Below are 18151 nucleotides of genomic sequence, written 5' to 3'. Positions count from 1 at the left end.
CCTGAGACCGCCACGCGATACCAGGCCTGTTGAAATTAAATCGACACCTGTCGAGTTCTAAAGATCGGTAAACACCTTCTCGCTGATCGGACGTTCTTTGCCTTGCGGCTTGTCGGCATACACCTTGATCAATACCTGGCTGATATTACCGGGTTTGACATAGTCTTCAATCAGCTGGCGGGCGCCAATGGGCGAATCCTTGTGAATATACGAGTAGATATTCTTCAACTGGCATTTGTTGTCCGGGTCGGATGCCAACGGGCGCAAAACCCCTTCGCCGGAAACCTTCACCGACTCCTTGGTCAGAATCACCACGGTGTGATAATACTCGGAGGTAATCGGCTTTTTAAAACAGATTTGCAACACGCGGTCGAAATTGCCCGACCCCTTATCCATATTGATCAAAACCTTGGCCGACTCCAGCTCTACCGGCTCTTTGGAGCAGCCGCCGAGCGCCAAAACACTCAACATACAGGCCGTGATGATCGCCCGTCCCGACTTCGTTTGCAGTTTCAACGCCATCCACCTCTCCTTGCATTGAGTTGGCTAAATGTTCATCCTCTGTTACTGAATCTGCTGAATCCCCGCCACCAGCCAGTTGCCCTGGTCTGCCGCATGGCGGCGAATATGCCAGATTTCGGTGAAGGCGTGCGCACCTTGGTCTGCGGCTTCCTGAATAAATCCGCTGAAACGCAGGCTCACCACAAAATAGTCGCCATCAATGGCCATATCGGCAATCTCGGCATAGAGCGAATCCACCACGGTGACATTATCGCCCGGCTCACCCCCCTGCATCTGCGCCTTAATCGCCGCAAACAGCTCCGGCGTGCAGTAAGATTCGATTTCCGCCACATCCAGCTCGTCCCACGCTTTCTGCAACGTGACAAAGTGCTGCTTAGCGCCCGCCACAAACTGCTCGGCATCAAACCACGCCGGAATGTCATGCACCCTGACGGCTTCGGCAGAAGGCGTCTCGCCTAGCGCAGAACCGATGATTGAACCGGCCTGCGGATCATAAGCGGCCGCCTGCGGAGCCGACTCGCGCTGTAAAACCGGCGCTTTTTTCAAGGGATTAGGTTCCACATAACCTTGCGTGCGCTCTACACCGGCGGCTTGATAAGCACTACGGCGGCGCGCAACAAACATTTTATAGAGCATAAAGGCAATCAACGCAAAAATCAGCAAATCCATGATCTGCAACCCTTCAAAGCCCTCGCCAAACAGCATGGCGGCGATCAGCCCGCCGGCGGCAATGCCCGCCAATGGCCCCAACCATTTAGACGCGCCGGCTGAAGCGCTTGCACCTGCGGCACTGGCGGCGGCAGGTTGCGACTTAGCCGCATCCGTTTTCTGGGTGGTGTTGTAAGATTTGGAAGGCACGCTTTTGGAATAACCGATACTGCTTCCGCCGCCCAAACGCTTGGCTTCCGCCACACTCATCATGGCGCTCCAGCTCAACACAACCCCTAAAAATAAAATCCAAAACTGTTTCATGTAACCTCCTTTCACCCGATCTATCGGCAATGCATTCGCCGGGCAGATAATTGTCAAAATCCTATGACTTAACAAACAGTTATCCGGCCATTTTAGACAAGCCCGACAACCAATACAATTCGACAAAACTTGCCGATGGATTAAATCCGCTTATTCTTTTACACAACGCGAAATGGTGTAGTCCTTGCCCTGCTTGACCTTCTCGTAGTTGCCGAACACTTCCTTGAAATTGCGCTTCATGTAGTCGCGCAACCCGTTGATGGTCACCACCACCAACTGCCCGCCGGGTACCAGTTGCGCATGAATGTCATGCAGCAGAATACTCAACATCTCTTTGCCCACTTTGGCCGGAATATTCGATACCACCGTGGTGAACTGGATGTCTTTAGGCACGTTGCTCAAGCCGTTGGACAGATACGCCTGCGCATTACTCAAACCGTTCAGCTTGGCGTTTTTATTGGCGTAATCCACCGCCACAAAATCCTTGTCGACCATATGCACCTGGCCTTTGGGCGCATTGGCGGCGATCACCAGCCCGATCGGCCCGTAACCGCAGCCCACGTCCAGCGCGATTTCGTCCTCTCTGATTTCCAGGTATTTCAACAGCAGATCGGTGCCCGAATCGATCTCACGCGGACTGAAAATCCCCCAGGTCGTGGCGAACTTCAGCTCTTTGCCGAGCAGGTTAGCGTCGATATGCAGGTCTTGCTTTAATTCTTCGATGGTGGCCACAGTGACTTCCTATTTTTTAACCTCCGGCTTCGCAAGGGTGTTTAAAAACACCCCAAAGCGCGGCTTTTGAATTATCATATTGTACCTTTTCTGCCGCACAATCTTTGAAAAAAGCCTGTTTGACATAACCGATTTAAACCGAATCATGCATAGCCTTAACGACCGTCAATACCAAGCTGTCACCCATATCGAAACGCCCGCCCTCGTTCTGGCAGGTGCCGGCTCGGGTAAAACGCGCGTGATTACCGAAAAAATCGCCTACCTGATCCGCAAGCACGACTACAAACCGCATAACATCTACGCCGTGACCTTTACCAACAAGGCGGCCAAGGAGATGAAAGAGCGCGTCAGCAAACTGCTCCGGGATGAGAACATCAAAGGGCTGAATGTGTCGACCTTCCACAACCTCGGGCTGAACATCATCCGCCAGGAGTACAAGGCGCTCGACTACAAACCCAACTTCTCGATTATGGACGCCACCGACAGCGGGCAGATTTTGAAAGAGCTGATGATGAAGCAGTCGATCGACCCGGACGTGCTCGACGGCGTGCAATGGGACATCTCCAACTGGAAGAACGCCCACATCACCCCGGAACGCGCCTTGGAGATGGCCGAAGACCAGCAGCAACAGGCGCGCGCGCTGCTCTATCAGGCGTATCAGAAACAGATCAAGGCGTATAACGCAGTGGATTTTGACGACCTTATCGGCCTGCCGGTCAAACTGTTTGCCGAACATCCTGAAGTGCTGGAGAAATGGCAGAACCGCGTGCGCTATCTGCTGGTGGACGAATACCAGGACACCAACGCGGCGCAGTACGCGCTGGTCAAGCAACTGGTGGGCATTCAGGCGCGTTTTACCGTGGTGGGCGACGACGATCAGTCCATCTACGCCTGGCGCGGCGCCCAGCCGGAAAACCTGATTCTGCTGAAAGAGGATTTTCCGGCGCTGGAGGTCATTAAACTCGAACAGAATTACCGCTCCAGCAACCGCATTCTGCAATCGGCCAACACGCTGATCGCCAACAACCCGCACGTCTTCGAAAAGACTCTGTGGAGTGAGATGGGCCTGGGCGATCCGCTTCGCGTCATCGCCTGCGCCAACGAGAATCAGGAAGCGGAACGCGTGGTGTCGGAAATCATCGTCCACAAATTCAAACACCGCTGCAAAAACCGCGACTACGCCATCCTCTACCGCGGCAACCATCAGGCGCGCCTGATGGAACGCGCCCTGCGCGAACAGAACATCCCCTATGTCATCTCCGGCGGTAAATCGTTCTTCGACCATACCGAAATCAAAGACGTGATGAGCTATCTCAAACTCATCGTCAACCCGGACGACGATGCGGCCTTTCTGCGCATCATCAACACGCCGCGCCGCGAGATCGGTGCGACCACGCTGGAAAAACTCGCCACCTACGCCACCGGCCGCGGCATCAGCCTGTTCGACGCCACCCAGGAGTTCGGCCTGACGACGGTCTTGTCGGAAAAAGCGTTGAAGCGGGTGCAATTCTTTGGCGAACAACTGCTCGGCTGGATTCAGGAAGCCGAAGGAGCCCAAGGCGAAGAGGTCATCAGCTTTGTGCGCGGCCTGGTCGAGAAAATCGAATACGACAACTGGATTCACGAAACCGCCAGCAGCGTCAAAACCGCCGAGCGCCGCATCGGCAACGTGCGCGAACTGATTCTGTGGATTGAGCGCATTATCAAAAAAGCCATAGAAGAGGACGGCGAAGAGAAAAAACTCTCCTCCATCGTCGCCCACATGACCTTGATGGACATGATGGAGCGCAACGAGTCCGACAAGGAGCACGACATGGTCAGCTTGATGACCTTGCACGCCTCGAAAGGACTGGAGTTTCCGCACGTTTTCCTCATCGGCATGGAAGAGGAACTGCTGCCGCACAAGCAGAACCTGGAATCGCCCGGGTTGGAAGAGGAGCGCCGTTTGGCCTATGTAGGCATCACTCGCGCCCAGCAGACCCTGACCATGACCTACGCCACCAAGCGCCGCAAATACGGCGAGGATATGGCGTGCGAACCGAGCCGCTTTCTGGAAGAACTGCCGCAAGACATCCTCAAATGGGAAGGCAAACCCGGCGTAGTCCTGAGCAAAGAAGAGCAGCAGGAACACGGCAACGCCCAACTCGCCAATTTAAAATCGTTTTTAAAACGCGACTAACCCCCATAACACACCCGGCCTGTTGAGAATTTTTGGCGATTTTTTATCGGCTTGAAAAACTCAACAGGCCGGGTAAAACGCTTTTAAACCACGAAGAGCACAGAGGTCACGAAGAAATTGGGGCTAGAGATACTGTTTTCACGCCTTCGTGTGCTTCGTGCCCTTCGTGGTTAATACAAAAATCAGGAGTTTGCAATGACGCCACCACTGTCGATGATGTCGAATACGCCATTTCAATTCGCCCCCATGCCGCACCTGCATTTCGGCTGGGGCATCCGTCACCAGCTGATTTCTCACCTGCAAAAGCATTACCAAGGTCGCATCGTACTGATTACCGGCCGTTTTCTGGCGCAACCCGGGCAATTCGGCGCCGAACTGCGTGATGCCTTGAAACAGACCAATCGCCATGTCGAGCATTTCACTGTGTCCGGCGAGCCTTCTCCTGACTTGGTTGACACCATTGTCGGCCAATGCAACCCGGATACGGAAGTGGTCATCGGCCTCGGCGGCGGCAGCGTGCTGGATGCCGCCAAGGCGATTGCCGGCTTGATTCCGTCGCAAACCTCGGTGATGGACTATCTCGAAGGGGTCGGTGCCGGCAAACCGTTTAATGTGGCCACCTGCCCGTTTATTGCCGTACCGACCACCGCCGGCACGGGTTCGGAAACCACCAAAAATGCGGTATTGTCACGCTTGGGAGAGTTCAAGAAATCTTTCCGCGACAATAAACTGTTGGCCAAAGAAGCCTGGCTTGACCCGGAACTGCTGCAAAGTTGCCCGCGCGACGTTCTGTACGCCACCGGCATGGACGCCTTTACCCAGTTGCTCGAATCCTACGTTACCCTCAAACCCAGTCCGATTACCGATGCCTTGGCCTGGCAAGGCATAACCTTGTTCAAAGGTGCGTTTGCGGCCATCGACAGCGACGATGAAACTACCCGTCAGGACGCTTACGGAAGGCTTATGCTGGCCGCCACGCTTTCGGGCACCACGCTCGCCAATGCCGGTTTGGGCGCGGTGCATGGTTTGGCCGGCCCAATCGGCGCCTTCTTTGAAGCGCCGCACGGCATTGTCTGCGCCAAACTGCTGGCGCCGATCACCCAGGCCAATATCGCCACCCTGCAGCAACAAGGCACGCCACAGGCACAGCAGACTCTGCAAAAATATATTCAAATCGGCCAGCTACTGAATCCAAACAGCACACCGGACAATGCCTTAGCCGCGCTCATTGCGTCACTGGAAGATTTTGCCAACCGCTATACCCCTCAAGGTTTGGGGCAATACGGCCTGCAAGCCGACAATCTTGATAACGTCATCCAAAGTTGTCGCAGCGGCAGCATGCTCGGCAATCCGGTTACGCTCAGCGATCAGCAGCTTTATGAGGCTATATTAAAATGCTTATAGTTGATTTCTATCAACCATAAAGGAGTTTTATTTTAGAAGGGCAAACAAACTTGGTTAGAATAGGGTTAAGATATTATTCAGTAGGCATTTTACGGATTGTCAGACAATACTGTCTGCATGGAGGTTGCCGGACAATGCCATCCATTCGAGGCTCTAACTCTGAGGAGGTCGCATCATGAACATTATCCGCAATCCGGCTACAACCGGACTCATTATGCTACTCACCGGCTCCTTGGGGGTTGGAGGCTGTAGCGCCACAGAAGAGAATGCAGAAAAAGAACAACCTTATGCCATCCAGCAACTCTACAAAGACGACATTGCAAAGTTAAAGGATTATTACAACGATCTTGACCAAGACGGTGTGGTAGACAGTCAAGACCATTGTCAGAACAGCAAACTGGGCAGCAGTGTGGATGCCTTCGGCTGTGGACTCGATTCCGACGGTGACGGCGTCTACAACCAAGATGATTTGTGCCCCGGCACCCCTAAAGGCGCGATCGTTAACGCCTTCGGGTGTGAACCCGATTCGGATGGAGACGGCGTGCCGGATTCACGCGACGAATGTCCCAACACCCCTAAAGGCGTGGAAGTGGATGAACGCGGCTGCCCGCTGGATCGCGACACCGACCGTGACGGCGTCTTCAATGAACAGGACAAATGCCCGGACACCCCGCGCGGTGTCAAGGTCAATAAATACGGCTGTCCGCCTGAAATACTGGTATTGAGCAATATCGAATTTGACGTGGACTCTTCCGTCATCCGTGACGATCAAGCAACTATTCTCGATCAAAACGCCAGCCGCCTGAAAGAGTTGAAGAGCACCGAAACCTTGCTGATTACCGGGCACACCGACAGCAGCGGCACCGATGCGCACAACTTGAAACTGTCATGGCAACGCGCCGACAGCGCCAAAGAGTTCCTGCTGAAAGCATTGAACTTCAAGGATGAGCAGATCCGCATTCTGGGCAAAGGTGAAAGCGCGCCGATTGCCGACAATGCAACCAAAGAAGGCAGACAGACCAACCGTCGCATCGAACTGAAAATTGTCCCGACTGAACAATTGCCTGAAGATTCTGCGGTTCGCCTGCCCGAATCCTTTATGGAGATCAGACGTTAACTCGACTGTGGCTACATTACGCTTAAATGTTACTAGCCCAAGAGGTCATCATGGCCTCTTGGGCTAGATTGTTTACAGCCGTTGTTTTAGGGCTTGTTGCCGGGCTGCTGAGTGCGGATATTGAAAACACGCCGCAGGTGATGACACAAGCCCAACTGGCCAAGGCTACCCAAAAATACGGCATGCTGGCCGAAAGACGCTTTCACGCGTGGCAAACTCTCGTCGACGAAAATCTCCACAAACCCGAAGCGCAAAAACTGGAAGCGGTCAACGACTTTTTTAACCAGGCGCAATTTGTAGACGACATTCTCCACTGGAAGCAAAAAGACTACTGGGCCACCCCCGTCGAATTCCTTGGCACCGATGCCGGCGATTGCGAAGACTTTGCCATCGCCAAATATTTCACCTTAAAGGCACTCGGCATTGCCGAACACAAACTGTATCTGACGTACGTCAAAGCCATTCGTCTGAAGCAGGCACATATGGTACTGACCTATTTTGAAACGCCTAAATCCATCCCGCTGGTACTCGACAATATCAACAAACGCATCTTACCTGCGACGCAACGCAACGACCTGGTGCCGGTATACAGTTTTAACGGTGATGGCCTGTGGCTTGCTAAACAGCGTGGCAAAGGAAAAGAGGTTTCCGGCGGCACACAAAAACTGACGAAATGGAACAACCTGTTACAAAAGATCCGTAACGACTAGCCCTCTGCAGGGCGTTAAACATAAAGGAAAACCGGCATGAGCCTCAACAAACAGATGATGATCTTTATTGCATCCATGCTTTTGATCTTGCTGATAGGCACCTTTGCGCTCAACCTTAACAACACTAAAAACTTTTTGCAGGATCAACTCAGCTCCCATGCACAGGATACGGCGACGTCTCTGGGACTTTCGTTGAGCAGCAATGCCGATCCGGACGACATCTCCACCATGGAAACCATGATTAACGCCGTGTTTGACCGAGGCTACTACTCGAATATCACCCTGACGGATATGGACGACAAGGTGCTCTACCAGAAGATCAATCCCAAAGAGATGGAGGCGGTGCCAAGCTGGTTTATTCATGCACTGAACCTGCAGACTCCTACCGCCGGCGCCGTGGTGCAGTCGGGCTGGATGCCCATCGGCACTCTTAGCGTAACCAGCCATGCCGGTTATGCCTATATTGAATTATGGCAGGCTTTCATCAATCTGTTGGTGTGGTTCGGCATCGCCGCCCTTGCCGCGATTCTAATCGTCGTATCAGCCCTGAAATGGATGCTCAAGCCGCTCAAGGAGATGGAAAAACAGGCTCAAGCCATTGTAAAAAAAGAATACCTGGTGCAATCCAAACTGCCTTCTACCACTGAATTCAAGCGCGTCGTCAATGCCATGAACGTGATGGTTCAGAAAATGAAGGAAGTGTTTGAACGCGATGCCAAGACAGCCGAGAAATTGCAAAAACTGGCCTATCAGGATAGCGTAACCGGACTCAGCAACCGCAGACACTTCGAGATGATGGTCGACAGTCTGCTGGACCCCAAAGAAGATACCAGTCCGGGCATTATCACACTTGTACGCATCGCCGAACTGAAAGAGCTGAATGATCGCTATGGTTATCTGATCGGTGATCAGTTTGTGAAAAATATCGCCGATAGCCTGCAGATTCAACTCGCCTACCCCAACACCCTGCTTGCGCGCTTGAACGGTACAGAAATCGTCGCCATCTGCCCGCGCGTCTCTCACGAAAAAATCAAAGGCAGCCTGCAGCAGTTAAGCAGACAAATTCCCGAGTTTCTGGCCCAGCTGGGTGCTAGCGACACCCCCACGCGTGCCAGCATTGCCTATATGGACTATCACCCCGGGCAGACTCGTGCCAAGCTACTCAGCGCGTTGGACTATGCCATTCAACAAGCGGATACGGAAGATGGCCAGCCTTACTATTACAGCCTGGAAGAAGAAATTAACAGTCAAACCAATGCGTGGAGAGAGTTGATTGACAACGCCATCCAGCAAAGCCGGTTTATTTTGTTTGGACAGTCGAGTTACCACCACAACGGCAAAGTGAATGATAAAGAGGTCCTTATCCGCCTTAAGGACGAAAACGGCACCCTGCACTCCGCCGGCTATTTTATGCCGGCGGTTGAACAAACCGGTAAATTGGCGGAAATCGACCAACTGGTGGTTCGATTGGCTCTGGACTATCTTGATCACCATCGCCAGACCGAGCGCTTGGCAATCAATTTAACGCGCACCATGACGGTGAACGAATCTTTGCAGCACTGGCTGTTGGAAAAACTCACCACCAATCCGCAGTACAAACACAAACTGGCCTTCGAGATTGCCGAACCGCTCATCATCGGCGGTTCCAAATCTGCCTGGCAATTCATTCACCAGCTACAGGCTAATGGCGCCGCTATCGGCATAGATCATTTTGGCAGCCATTTTGCCAATATGCGTTATCTGCAGGATCTCAAACCGGATTATGTCAAACTGGATACCGCCTTCACCAAGGCCATAGAACAGGATGAACAGACCCGCTCCTATGTCAGCAGTCTGTGTGAAATGGCCGTCAGCCTGGATATTAAAGTCGTGGCAATGTCGGTTGAAAATCAGGCACAGATAGACGCCTTTAACGCGCTGGGAGTCACGCTTTACCAGGGCTATCATTTTGGCGCGCCGGCCCCGCTGTGAACAGAATCATAAAAAATGACTATAAACGCATAATAAATACCTAATGAATTTGAACCCGGCCAAAATATTCGTTAAAGTGCTAGCAGCTTAAACCACTATTTAAATCAGGAATTTTCTGTAAATGACGGACACAGTAACAACGACAGAGTCCACCGCAACCGAGCCAGCCATCAAAGAGACCGCCTCTCCGCTCTATGACGGCATTAAAAGCGCTCTTCTGGACTGTCTGGTACTTTATAGCAAACTAAACCGCAATCCCATTTCAAAGCACTCCTTGACAGCCGGCCTGCCGATTCCCTCAGGCATCATCACCCCGGACATTTTCCAGCGTGCCGCACAACGCGCCGGTTTAAGCGCCTCTTTTAAAGCAAAAACCTTGGGCGAGATCTCCAATCTGGTCTTACCTTGCATTCTGCTGCTTAAAAACGACCAGGCCTGTCTGCTACAGGAGCTCGACTTTGAAAAACAACAGGCCAAAATTATTTTCCCGGAGAGCGACAGCGGCGCAAACATTGTATCGCTGGAAAAGCTGAATGAAGATTACGCCGGCTATGTGGTTTACCTCACCCAAAAAGTCTTTCTGGAAAACACCAAAGAAAATCTGATCGGCTTCAAACAAGGCCATTGGTTCTGGAGCACGCTCTGGTCTTCTAAAGCCGTGTATCGCGACGTACTGGTTGCCTCGGTTGTAATCAATATTTTTATCCTCGCCAATCCGCTGTTTGTGATGAACGTGTATGACCGCATCGTGCCCAACAATGCGGTGGAATCCTTGTGGGTGTTGGCGATCGGTGTCAGTGTGGTGTATATGTTTGACATCATTCTGAAATTCCTGCGCTCCTATTTTTTAGAGGTTGCCGGCAAAAAAAGTGACGTTTTGATGTCCTCCAAACTCTTCGAGCAAACCCTCGGATTGACGATGGCCAACCGCGGCGGCAGCATCGGTGCTTTTGCCAACAATCTTCGCGAATTCGACAGCATCCGCAACTTCTTTACCTCCGGCACCATCGCCTCGTTGGTGGATCTGCCGTTTGTCATCATTTTCCTGTTAGTCATCTTTTATATCGCCGGTGCCATCGTTCTGGTTCCCATCACGATCATTCTATTGATTCTGCTCTACAGCATCCTCCTCAAAGACCCGATCAAACGCAGCATAGAAGCGACTTATGAAGCAAGCAGCCAAAAAAATGCGGTACTGATCGAAACGCTGACCGCGATTGAAACCATCAAGGCACTGGGGGTTGAAGCCCATTCCCAATGGAAATGGGAGCAGGCGGTCGGCGAGATCGCCCGCGCCAGCATCCGCTCAAAAATGCTGCAAAGTTCTTTGGGGCGCATGACCGGATTCATGCAGCAAATGAGCACGGTTGTGGTCGTGCTTGCCGGCGTCTATATGATCAAGGAAGGCAATATGACCATGGGGGCGCTTATCGCCACGGTCATGATCAGCCAACGGGCAATCGGCCCTATGGGACAATTCGCCAGCCTGACCTCGTCCTATCAGCAGACCAAAACTGCGCTCAACTCGCTGAACGAACTGATGCGCAAGGAGATTGAACGCCCCGACAGCAAACACTTCATTCAGCATCCGCATTTTGAGGGCAGTATTGAGTTTGTCGACGTCTCTTTCACCTACCCTAACGAAACAAGACCGGCGTTAAGTCACGTCAGCTTCAAAATCAATCCCGGTGAAAAGGTCGGTATTATCGGCCGTATCGGGTCGGGTAAAACCACCATTGAAAAACTCATCCTGGGTTTTTACCGCCCCACCGAAGGCACCATCCTGATTGATGGAATCGACATCACCCAGCTCGATCCGGCCGAATTACGCCGCAACATCAACTACGTTCCGCAAGAGGTCACTCTTTTTAGCGGTGATGTGCGTGAAAACATCGCCTATCGCGCCCCCTATGTGGAAGACGACCGCATTTTGAAAGCGGCGCGTTTGGCGGGTGTGGACGACTTTGTCAGACAGCACCCTTCCGGCTACAGCATGAAAATCGAAGAGGGTGGCCGATCCCTGTCGGGAGGACAGCGTCAAAGCATCGGGGTGGCGCGCGCCCTATTATTGGAAGCCGCCATCTATCTCTTTGATGAACCGACCAACTCATTGGATGCGAAAACCGAACAGATGATGATCGACCGCCTCAAAAGCGGCACCCTGAAACACACCACTATTGTCGTCACCCACAAAATGAGCTTACTGCAACTGACAGAACGCCTCATGGTGATGGATAGCGGCAAGCTGATTGCTGACGGCGAGAAACAAGCCGTACTCGAAGCCCTTAAAACTGGACGTATTAATAAAAGCCATTAACCACTATGTCAGAAAACAAACAGACTCCGATAAAAGGCTCCAACCATATTCATCAAGAGGACTTGATCTTCATGTCAAGCCTCAGCCAGGCCACCCTGGAAAAACCCACACGTGCCTCACAAATGGTCGTATGGGTTATTTTGCTTGTCATTATTTGGCTGCTGGTATGGGCCAACTTTGCCGAACTCGACAAAATCGTGCGCGGGGAAGGCAAGGTCGTCCCCTCTTCACAAATTCAGGTGGTACAAAACCTTGAAGGCGGGATTATCGAAGAGATCTTCGTACACCCCGGCGACAAGGTGCGCAAGGGCGACATTCTCATAAAACTGGACAACACCCAGTTTGCCAGCACCTTCGGCGAAAGCAAAATCCGCGGTATGCAGCTCAAAGCCCGCTCAGAACGTCTTAAAGCCGAAGCAAACAATACCGAGTTCAAGCTTCCCGAAAAATCGGATGACACGGTTATGAGTGGTCTCTATGAACGGGAATATGAACTCTATCAATCCAGACAAAAACAGCTCGAAACGACCGTAGCGATCTTGAGCGCACAGATTGAGCAGCAAAAACTGGAACTCCAGGAAGCGTATTCCCAAGAGGTGCAACTCACGCGTTCGCACAAGCTGCTCACGCGCGAAATCACCATGATGCAACCATTAGTCAAACAGGGAATTGCCTCAGAAGTCGATCTGCTTAAAACCCAACGCGAAGAAAACGACGCCTTAACCCGACTTAAAACCGTGCAAAACTCCATTCCAAAACTCAAGTCGATGATTTCCGAAGCGGACAGTAAACGTACACAAGCCAAGGAAGAGTTTATGAACGATGCCCGCAAGGAATTAAACGACGTCCTTGCCGAGATTAGCCAAATCGAACAGTCCAATACCGCGCTTGAAGACCGTGTTCGCCGCACCGCCATTAAATCCCCTGTGCATGGCACAATCAAGCAACTGCTGATCAACACCGTCGGCGGCGTTGTGCAGCCGGGAAGCGACATTATCGAAATCGTACCGGATGACGACACCTTGGTTCTGGAGACGAAAATTCTTCCCGCCGATATCGGCTTTATCTATCCTGGACTAAAGGCGAAGGTGAAGTTTACTGCTTACGACTTCGCCATTTACGGCGGCCTGGAAGGAACGGTTAAACAGATTTCTGCCGACACCATCACAGATAATGAAGGCAACAGTTTTTATATCGCGCGCATTCAAACGGACAAAAATCATTTAGGCAGCGAGGCTCATCCGCTGGATTTATTGCCGGGGATGACTGCAAGTGTGGATATCGTTGTCGGCAAGCACACCGTGCTCGACTACATTCTTAAACCGATTATCAAGGCAAAAGAACTGGCTTTACGCGAATCCTAAGGGTACGAAAAAAAACGGATTTAAACTTATATTTGCTATTATTGATTTAAATTAACTCCTGACTTCATCAAGGTTTTAGAATTTAGCCATGACCTCTATACTTATCTATGCACAGGATCCACAAGCCTTAAAGCTCTGGCTAAATGCCTGTGAGACAACACCCAAAATCATTTACGATTTGGAAAGTCTTGCTTCCCACCCCGAAACCCTGGTTGGCAAGCTGCTGCTTTTGCATCGTAAGCATGATGTAACCGATGAATTGATTGAAAAATTAGCGCATTCAGGAATGGACATCCTGCTCTTCAGCAATCAACCTTCGCTGGAAGAGAGCGTAAACGGCTTTAAACTCGGCATTAAGGGTTATCTCAACACCTTTGCCAGTTCCGAGCGCATCAAGCAAGCCATCAAGACCATCGGTCTTGGCCATATTTGGCTCGGACAGAATATTATGCAGGCTTTCATTCACTCGCTCACGCCGCCGTCCATCAGTAGTGACAGCTGGAAACTGGCGTTGACTGACCGCGAAATCGAAGTCACCGCATTGGTCATGGAAGGCAAGAGTAACAAAGAGATTGCAGAGGCGTTGGAGATTGCCGAACGCACGGTCAAGGCGCACTTGCAGCATATTTTTCAAAAACTGGATGTAAAAGACCGTTTAAGCCTGGCACTCAAAATTCAAAAGTGGCATGATTAAACACAAAGGCATATAAACCACACATTTCAGATCCCATCTGAAAAGGAGCAGGACATGAAAACCTTTAACATCAAACGGAGTTATGCCGCCTGCTTAGGCTCTCTACTGATTCCGCTTTCCACCCTCGCAACCCCCGCTTATGCTATTGAACTGCAACAGACCGTTGAAGATGCCATTATGCATAACCCTGAACTCCGCCAGCAAATCAAAGCTTACCGCGCTATCGAAGCGGAATTGGATGGAGCCAAGGGTAGCTGGTATCCGCGTATTGACTTAAGCGCCGGTATCGGTCATGAAGAGGTCTATACCGATAATCAGGGAACAGTCACCACCGACACGACCGGCGATAACGCACTGACACGCACCGAATCCGCGATTCGTCTGACGCAAAACCTGTTTGAAGGTTTTGGTACCGAAAACGAAATCAAACGCCAGAAAGCGCGGTTAGATGCGGCTGCCTACAATGTTTATTCCAAAGCCAACCAGATTGCTTTGGATATGACAGAAGCCTATCTGAACCTGATGAAAGAAAAAGAGCTGCTGCGTTTGGCGGAAGAAAACGTCAACACCCATCAAAAAATCATGGACCAGATTGTCCAGCGTCGTGATGCCGGTATCGGCAATCAGGTGGAAGTGGATCAGGCACAGGCGCGTTTGGCTTTGGCACAGTCCAATCTAATGGCATCGCGCAACAACTACTCTGACGTACTGGCACGTTTTCAACGTGTTTTGGGACGCTTTCCCGACAGTGAACTGGTGGCTCCCGACTTTAAAGCAGAACTGCCAAAAGATGCGGAAGAGGCGGTTAATCTGGCATTGTTGAATCACCCGACCATCCGTTCGGCCAATGCCAACATTGCCGAAGCGCAAGCCCAGTATGATGCCTCTGCCAAAGGCTATTACCCCACCATTAATTTAGAGGTGGAAAAGACCTATGATCATAACCTGGCGGGCATTGAAGGACGCAATGAAGACTTCCAGGCCATGCTGAGATTGCGTTACAACCTCTACAACGGCGGCAAAGACAAGGCGGAACGCGCGCGCACAGCGAGCGCCATGCACGAGGCGGTTGAAATCCGCAACAACAGCCGTCGTCAGGCTATCGAGAACGTGCGTTATGCCTGGGGGGCTCGTCAATACGTCGGCGAACAGATGAACTACATTCAGTCCCACATTAAACTGACTTACGATACCTTGCTGGGCTACCGCAAGCAGTTCAGTCTTGGGCGCCGAACGCTGTTGGATCTGTTGAACACCGAAGACGAATACATCAGCGCTCAACGCACGCTGGTCAACAGTCAGTCCGACTATAACATGGCTACTTACCGCATTCTTAACGGCATGGGTACACTCTTGGAAAACATGAACATCAACCTTGATATGGTCAAGGTTGAAGGTGATTACTCGAACTACTAATAACCGTAATGCGCAGATAATAAAAAAGGGGCTCAAGCCCCTTTTTTTATTCAAATCATACCTTAACACTCAACGCCAGATAGATCTGCCACACCCCCATCACAATCACGCTCAACCCTGCCGCTTTTCTTATCCAAACCGTCCTAGCCAGACGCGTGAAATAAAAGGCGAACACGCCCATTAACATCAGATTTGGCAATGTCCCCAAACCAAACGCCAACATGACACCCGCGCCCTCTATCAATCCGCCGGCGCTCAACGCCATAATCAGCATGCTATACACCAATCCACAGGGCAACCATCCCCAAACTGCGCCGTACAACCACGCCTGAGGCAGGTTTTTAACGGGAGTCAGACGGTTGGCATAGGGCTGAACACGTCCCCAAACGCCCTGTCCAAGCTTTTCAATCGCTACAATCCCGTGCCACCAACCGGCAAGATAAAGACCCAGCGCGATCATAAACGTGCCGGCAATGCCCTGCAATACTTGCTGAGCCGGTAGAAAAACCGCCAGGGAAGCAAGCGTACTGCCGAGCCAACCAAATACCGCGCCAATCATCACATAGCTGGAAATACGCCCGGCATTATAAGCCGCCTGATAGATCAGCATAGACATACGGTTACGTTGAACCCGGGGATCCAACCCAAATGTTAAAGCCCCGACAACACCGCCACACATCCCCAAACAATGCACGCCGCCTAAAATACCGACCAGCAAAGCGCTTACATAAATTGAATCCACTAAACCAATCCCTGACGATCAAACCCGCGGTAGCCGATTGCCTCCGCCAAATGTTCCACCTTAACCGCATCCTCACCCGCCATATCCGCCAAGGTTCTGGCAACGCGTAAAATACGATGATAACTGCGTGCGGAAATTCCCATTTTTTCAGATGCCCTGCTTAACAAAACCTTACCTGTGGCATCGAGCACTACCAACTGCTGCAACTGCGATGGCGACAATTCGCCATTCAAACAACCTTGGCGCGCAAACTGTAGAGCATGCATCCGCGCGACGCGCCCGCGTACCTGCACACTACTCTCGCCTCTATGCGACGGCTCACGCTGCAAAGCCTGAATATCCACAGGGGGGATTTCCAGATGCAAATCAATACGGTCCAGCAAAGGGCCTGAAATTTTGCGCAGGTAACGGCTGATCTGATCGGGTGTATCCCTGCAACTGTCATCTACAAAATTAAATAATAATTTTGATGGCATTTCGGCGATTTTATACAACATAATTTAAGAATATCGACTTCAAATACATGTTAAATAGCTAAATTTCTACAATTAAACGTAGTAAAGTTTGCCATAGTGAGTAATTTATTTGCCAAAATCAATTTTCGTTGAGGGTACCTTATGAAACCAGCGAGAATAATTCCCCGAAGCTACCGGAACATTACAGGCAAACTTGCAAGTAAGAAAACCGAAGGCTACACCAATTTTGAATCTGGTATCGAATACGGAGCCTTAGTATTGTGTGAATACTCACACGATATTGAGACATTCCACGCTCAACCCCGAAGATTCAACTACTTCTTCAATGGTAAACACCGTCATTATACCCCCGACATTTTTGTCCAATACAAAAATGGCTTAAAACTCTATGTCGAGGTGAAGTACCGCTCCTATCTAAGAGAGAACTGGGATGAGCTAAAGCCTAAATTCAAAGCGGCCATCCATGAGTTGAAATCCGAACCAAACACCTATTTTAAAATCTGGACAGAGAAGGAAATCGACACAACCTATCTGGAGAATGCAAAGTTCCTCCTACCGTACCGCCATAGGGATTTTGAAGCCGAACACCCCGACCTGATATTTAACGAGCTATCCCAACAAAACAATATCCCGGTCAAGACTCTACTAAACAAGCTATCTAATAGCAGACTCGTCCAAGCTGAATTCTTAAATACCATCTGGTCCTTGGTTTCAAACAACCAAATCAAAATCGACTTAAGCCAACCCCTCAATATGCAAAGTCTGCTATGGATAGAGACTTAATGGAACCAATCATGAATCGCTACTTACCCTCGGCATTGTTCACCGCCCTAATGATTTCCTCAACCCTCACGACCGCAGGCCAGATTGCAACGTCCTTTACTCAGGCTAAAAACAATCTCTATAAAGGGGTGTTTGATAATCAGGGTGCAACCTTTTATACAGGATGCTCTTGGAATAAGAAGAAGGTTGATCTTGCAAGCTGCGGTCTGGAGAACAGCTTCCCGACAAAAGAACATAAACGTGCTTTACGAGTCGAAGCCGAACACGTTATTCCAGCCTCCTGGTTCTACAAGCAAAACGGTACCGATAGAAAATGCTATCTGGATGCAAAACAAAATAAGGCCTCTCCAAGAGAATATTGTCAGGAAAACGATACCAACTATAGCCAGGCCCATAATGACCTAGTGAACCTGCGTGTAGCAGTAGGTGCAATCAATGGCCAACGATCGAACAAACCATTTGCAGAGAGTCTTTCCGGAGACAACAAAAAGACTTATCGCGGCAATGGTAAGACGATGGTTATCACCAGTCGTATAGTAATTCCGGATACTTCAATTAGAGGTGACATTGCTCGCATTGCGTTTTATATGCGTGACACCTATGGCGTTAATTACGCTAAACGCCAACTGGAGCTATTTAAACAATGGGATCAGGAAGACCCAGTTTCAGACGAAGAGAGGTCTTTGAATAAACGCATTATCAAAATCCAAGGCCACGGCAATCCATACGTAGAAAACAAATGAACGGAAGGT

General features: G+C 50.7%; 16 protein-coding genes. 11 read left to right on the top strand and 5 right to left on the bottom strand.

Annotated elements, in window-relative coordinates; all coding sequences use genetic code 11:
• Nucleotides 1-57: 57 nt before the first annotated feature.
• The 3 genes from HZ297_RS05285 to HZ297_RS05275 form a co-directional block, all read right to left on the bottom strand.
• A complete protein-coding gene (locus tag HZ297_RS05285) occupies nt 58-522 on the bottom strand; it encodes a hypothetical protein (RefSeq protein ID WP_178861956.1) in 465 nt (154 codons plus the stop codon).
• Nucleotides 523-564: 42 nt separating this feature from the next.
• On the bottom strand, nt 565-1494 hold the full coding sequence (locus HZ297_RS05280; protein ID WP_178861955.1) for a Tim44 domain-containing protein: 930 nt from the start codon (nt 1492-1494) through the stop codon (nt 565-567).
• A 150-nt stretch (nt 1495-1644) separates the two neighbouring features.
• Nucleotides 1645-2226 carry a methyltransferase gene (locus HZ297_RS05275; protein WP_178861954.1) on the bottom strand — a complete coding sequence of 194 codons (582 nt, stop codon included), beginning with the start codon at nt 2224-2226 and terminating at the stop codon, nt 1645-1647.
• A 145-nt stretch (nt 2227-2371) separates the two neighbouring features.
• On the opposite strand from HZ297_RS05275, the gene rep reads away from it, so the two are divergent.
• From rep to HZ297_RS05230, 9 genes are all read left to right on the top strand, one after another.
• Nucleotides 2372-4405: a DNA helicase Rep gene (rep, locus tag HZ297_RS05270; RefSeq protein ID WP_178861953.1), complete on the top strand. Its 2034-nt coding sequence runs from the start codon at nt 2372-2374 to the stop codon at nt 4403-4405.
• 195 nt (nt 4406-4600) lie between these two features.
• Nucleotides 4601-5809 (top strand): iron-containing alcohol dehydrogenase, encoded by a 1209-nt coding sequence (locus HZ297_RS05265; RefSeq protein WP_246261637.1) that lies wholly within the window; start codon nt 4601-4603, stop codon nt 5807-5809.
• A 175-nt stretch (nt 5810-5984) separates the two neighbouring features.
• Nucleotides 5985-6926 (top strand): OmpA family protein, encoded by a 942-nt coding sequence (locus tag HZ297_RS05260; RefSeq protein WP_178861952.1) that lies wholly within the window; start codon nt 5985-5987, stop codon nt 6924-6926.
• A 26-nt stretch (nt 6927-6952) separates the two neighbouring features.
• Entirely contained in the window at nt 6953-7636 is a 684-nt protein-coding gene (locus tag HZ297_RS05255) for a transglutaminase-like cysteine peptidase (RefSeq protein WP_178861951.1), read from the top strand.
• Nucleotides 7637-7672: 36 nt separating this feature from the next.
• Nucleotides 7673-9607, top strand: a complete 1935-nt coding sequence (locus HZ297_RS05250; RefSeq protein WP_178861950.1) for an EAL domain-containing protein — start codon at nt 7673-7675, stop codon at nt 9605-9607.
• Nucleotides 9608-9728: 121 nt separating this feature from the next.
• Nucleotides 9729-11924, top strand: coding sequence for a type I secretion system permease/ATPase (locus HZ297_RS05245; RefSeq protein ID WP_178861949.1), 2196 nt, complete (start codon nt 9729-9731; stop codon nt 11922-11924).
• Nucleotides 11925-11995: 71 nt separating this feature from the next.
• Nucleotides 11996-13288 (top strand): HlyD family type I secretion periplasmic adaptor subunit, encoded by a 1293-nt coding sequence (locus tag HZ297_RS05240; RefSeq protein WP_178861948.1) that lies wholly within the window; start codon nt 11996-11998, stop codon nt 13286-13288.
• Nucleotides 13289-13376: 88 nt separating this feature from the next.
• Nucleotides 13377-13982: a response regulator transcription factor gene (locus HZ297_RS05235; protein WP_178861947.1), complete on the top strand. Its 606-nt coding sequence runs from the start codon at nt 13377-13379 to the stop codon at nt 13980-13982.
• Between the two features lie 54 nt (nt 13983-14036).
• A complete protein-coding gene (locus HZ297_RS05230) occupies nt 14037-15398 on the top strand; it encodes a TolC family outer membrane protein (RefSeq protein WP_178861946.1) in 1362 nt (453 codons plus the stop codon).
• Nucleotides 15399-15453: 55 nt separating this feature from the next.
• Here HZ297_RS05230 and HZ297_RS05225 read toward each other — a convergent pair whose 3' ends face one another.
• Both HZ297_RS05225 and HZ297_RS05220 read right to left on the bottom strand, forming a co-directional pair.
• The gene (locus HZ297_RS05225) at nt 15454-16140 is read right to left on the bottom strand and encodes an urease accessory protein UreH domain-containing protein (protein WP_178861945.1); all 687 of its coding nucleotides are present in this window, start codon (nt 16138-16140) and stop codon (nt 15454-15456) included.
• Nucleotides 16140-16616: a magnesium chelatase subunit ChlI family protein gene (locus HZ297_RS05220; protein ID WP_178861944.1), complete on the bottom strand. Its 477-nt coding sequence runs from the start codon at nt 16614-16616 to the stop codon at nt 16140-16142. The genes HZ297_RS05225 and HZ297_RS05220 overlap by 1 nt, the downstream gene beginning before the upstream one ends.
• A 141-nt stretch (nt 16617-16757) precedes the next feature.
• Here HZ297_RS05220 and HZ297_RS05215 point away from each other — a divergent pair, with 141 nt between their 5' ends.
• Together HZ297_RS05215 and HZ297_RS05210 are read left to right on the top strand one after the other, a co-directional pair.
• Nucleotides 16758-17399: a TnsA endonuclease C-terminal domain-containing protein gene (locus HZ297_RS05215; protein ID WP_178861943.1), complete on the top strand. Its 642-nt coding sequence runs from the start codon at nt 16758-16760 to the stop codon at nt 17397-17399.
• A gap of 11 nt (nt 17400-17410) precedes the next feature.
• A complete protein-coding gene (locus tag HZ297_RS05210) occupies nt 17411-18142 on the top strand; it encodes an endonuclease (protein WP_178861942.1) in 732 nt (243 codons plus the stop codon).
• The last annotated feature ends 9 nt before the right edge of the window (nt 18143-18151 follow it).

Origin of the sequence: Thiomicrorhabdus cannonii (assembly GCF_013391695.1) — a bacterium.
Classification (GTDB): domain Bacteria; phylum Pseudomonadota; class Gammaproteobacteria; order Thiomicrospirales; family Thiomicrospiraceae; genus Thiomicrorhabdus; species Thiomicrorhabdus cannonii.
This window is presented reverse-complemented; position numbering and strand designations above follow the sequence as displayed.

Coding starts and splice junctions, on each gene's coding strand:
- HZ297_RS05285 (WP_178861956.1), bottom strand. CDS start 522: ATGGCGTTGAAACTGCAAACGAAGTCGGGACGGGCGATCATCACGGCC.
- HZ297_RS05280 (WP_178861955.1), bottom strand. CDS start 1,494: ATGAAACAGTTTTGGATTTTATTTTTAGGGGTTGTGTTGAGCTGGAGC.
- rep (WP_178861953.1), top strand. CDS start 2,372: ATGCATAGCCTTAACGACCGTCAATACCAAGCTGTCACCCATATCGAA.
- HZ297_RS05265 (WP_246261637.1), top strand. CDS start 4,601: ATGACGCCACCACTGTCGATGATGTCGAATACGCCATTTCAATTCGCC.
- HZ297_RS05260 (WP_178861952.1), top strand. CDS start 5,985: ATGAACATTATCCGCAATCCGGCTACAACCGGACTCATTATGCTACTC.
- HZ297_RS05255 (WP_178861951.1), top strand. CDS start 6,953: ATGTTACTAGCCCAAGAGGTCATCATGGCCTCTTGGGCTAGATTGTTT.
- HZ297_RS05250 (WP_178861950.1), top strand. CDS start 7,673: ATGAGCCTCAACAAACAGATGATGATCTTTATTGCATCCATGCTTTTG.
- HZ297_RS05245 (WP_178861949.1), top strand. CDS start 9,729: ATGACGGACACAGTAACAACGACAGAGTCCACCGCAACCGAGCCAGCC.
- HZ297_RS05240 (WP_178861948.1), top strand. CDS start 11,996: ATGTCAAGCCTCAGCCAGGCCACCCTGGAAAAACCCACACGTGCCTCA.
- HZ297_RS05235 (WP_178861947.1), top strand. CDS start 13,377: ATGACCTCTATACTTATCTATGCACAGGATCCACAAGCCTTAAAGCTC.
- HZ297_RS05230 (WP_178861946.1), top strand. CDS start 14,037: ATGAAAACCTTTAACATCAAACGGAGTTATGCCGCCTGCTTAGGCTCT.
- HZ297_RS05220 (WP_178861944.1), bottom strand. CDS start 16,616: ATGCCATCAAAATTATTATTTAATTTTGTAGATGACAGTTGCAGGGAT.
- HZ297_RS05215 (WP_178861943.1), top strand. CDS start 16,758: ATGAAACCAGCGAGAATAATTCCCCGAAGCTACCGGAACATTACAGGC.
- HZ297_RS05210 (WP_178861942.1), top strand. CDS start 17,411: ATGAATCGCTACTTACCCTCGGCATTGTTCACCGCCCTAATGATTTCC.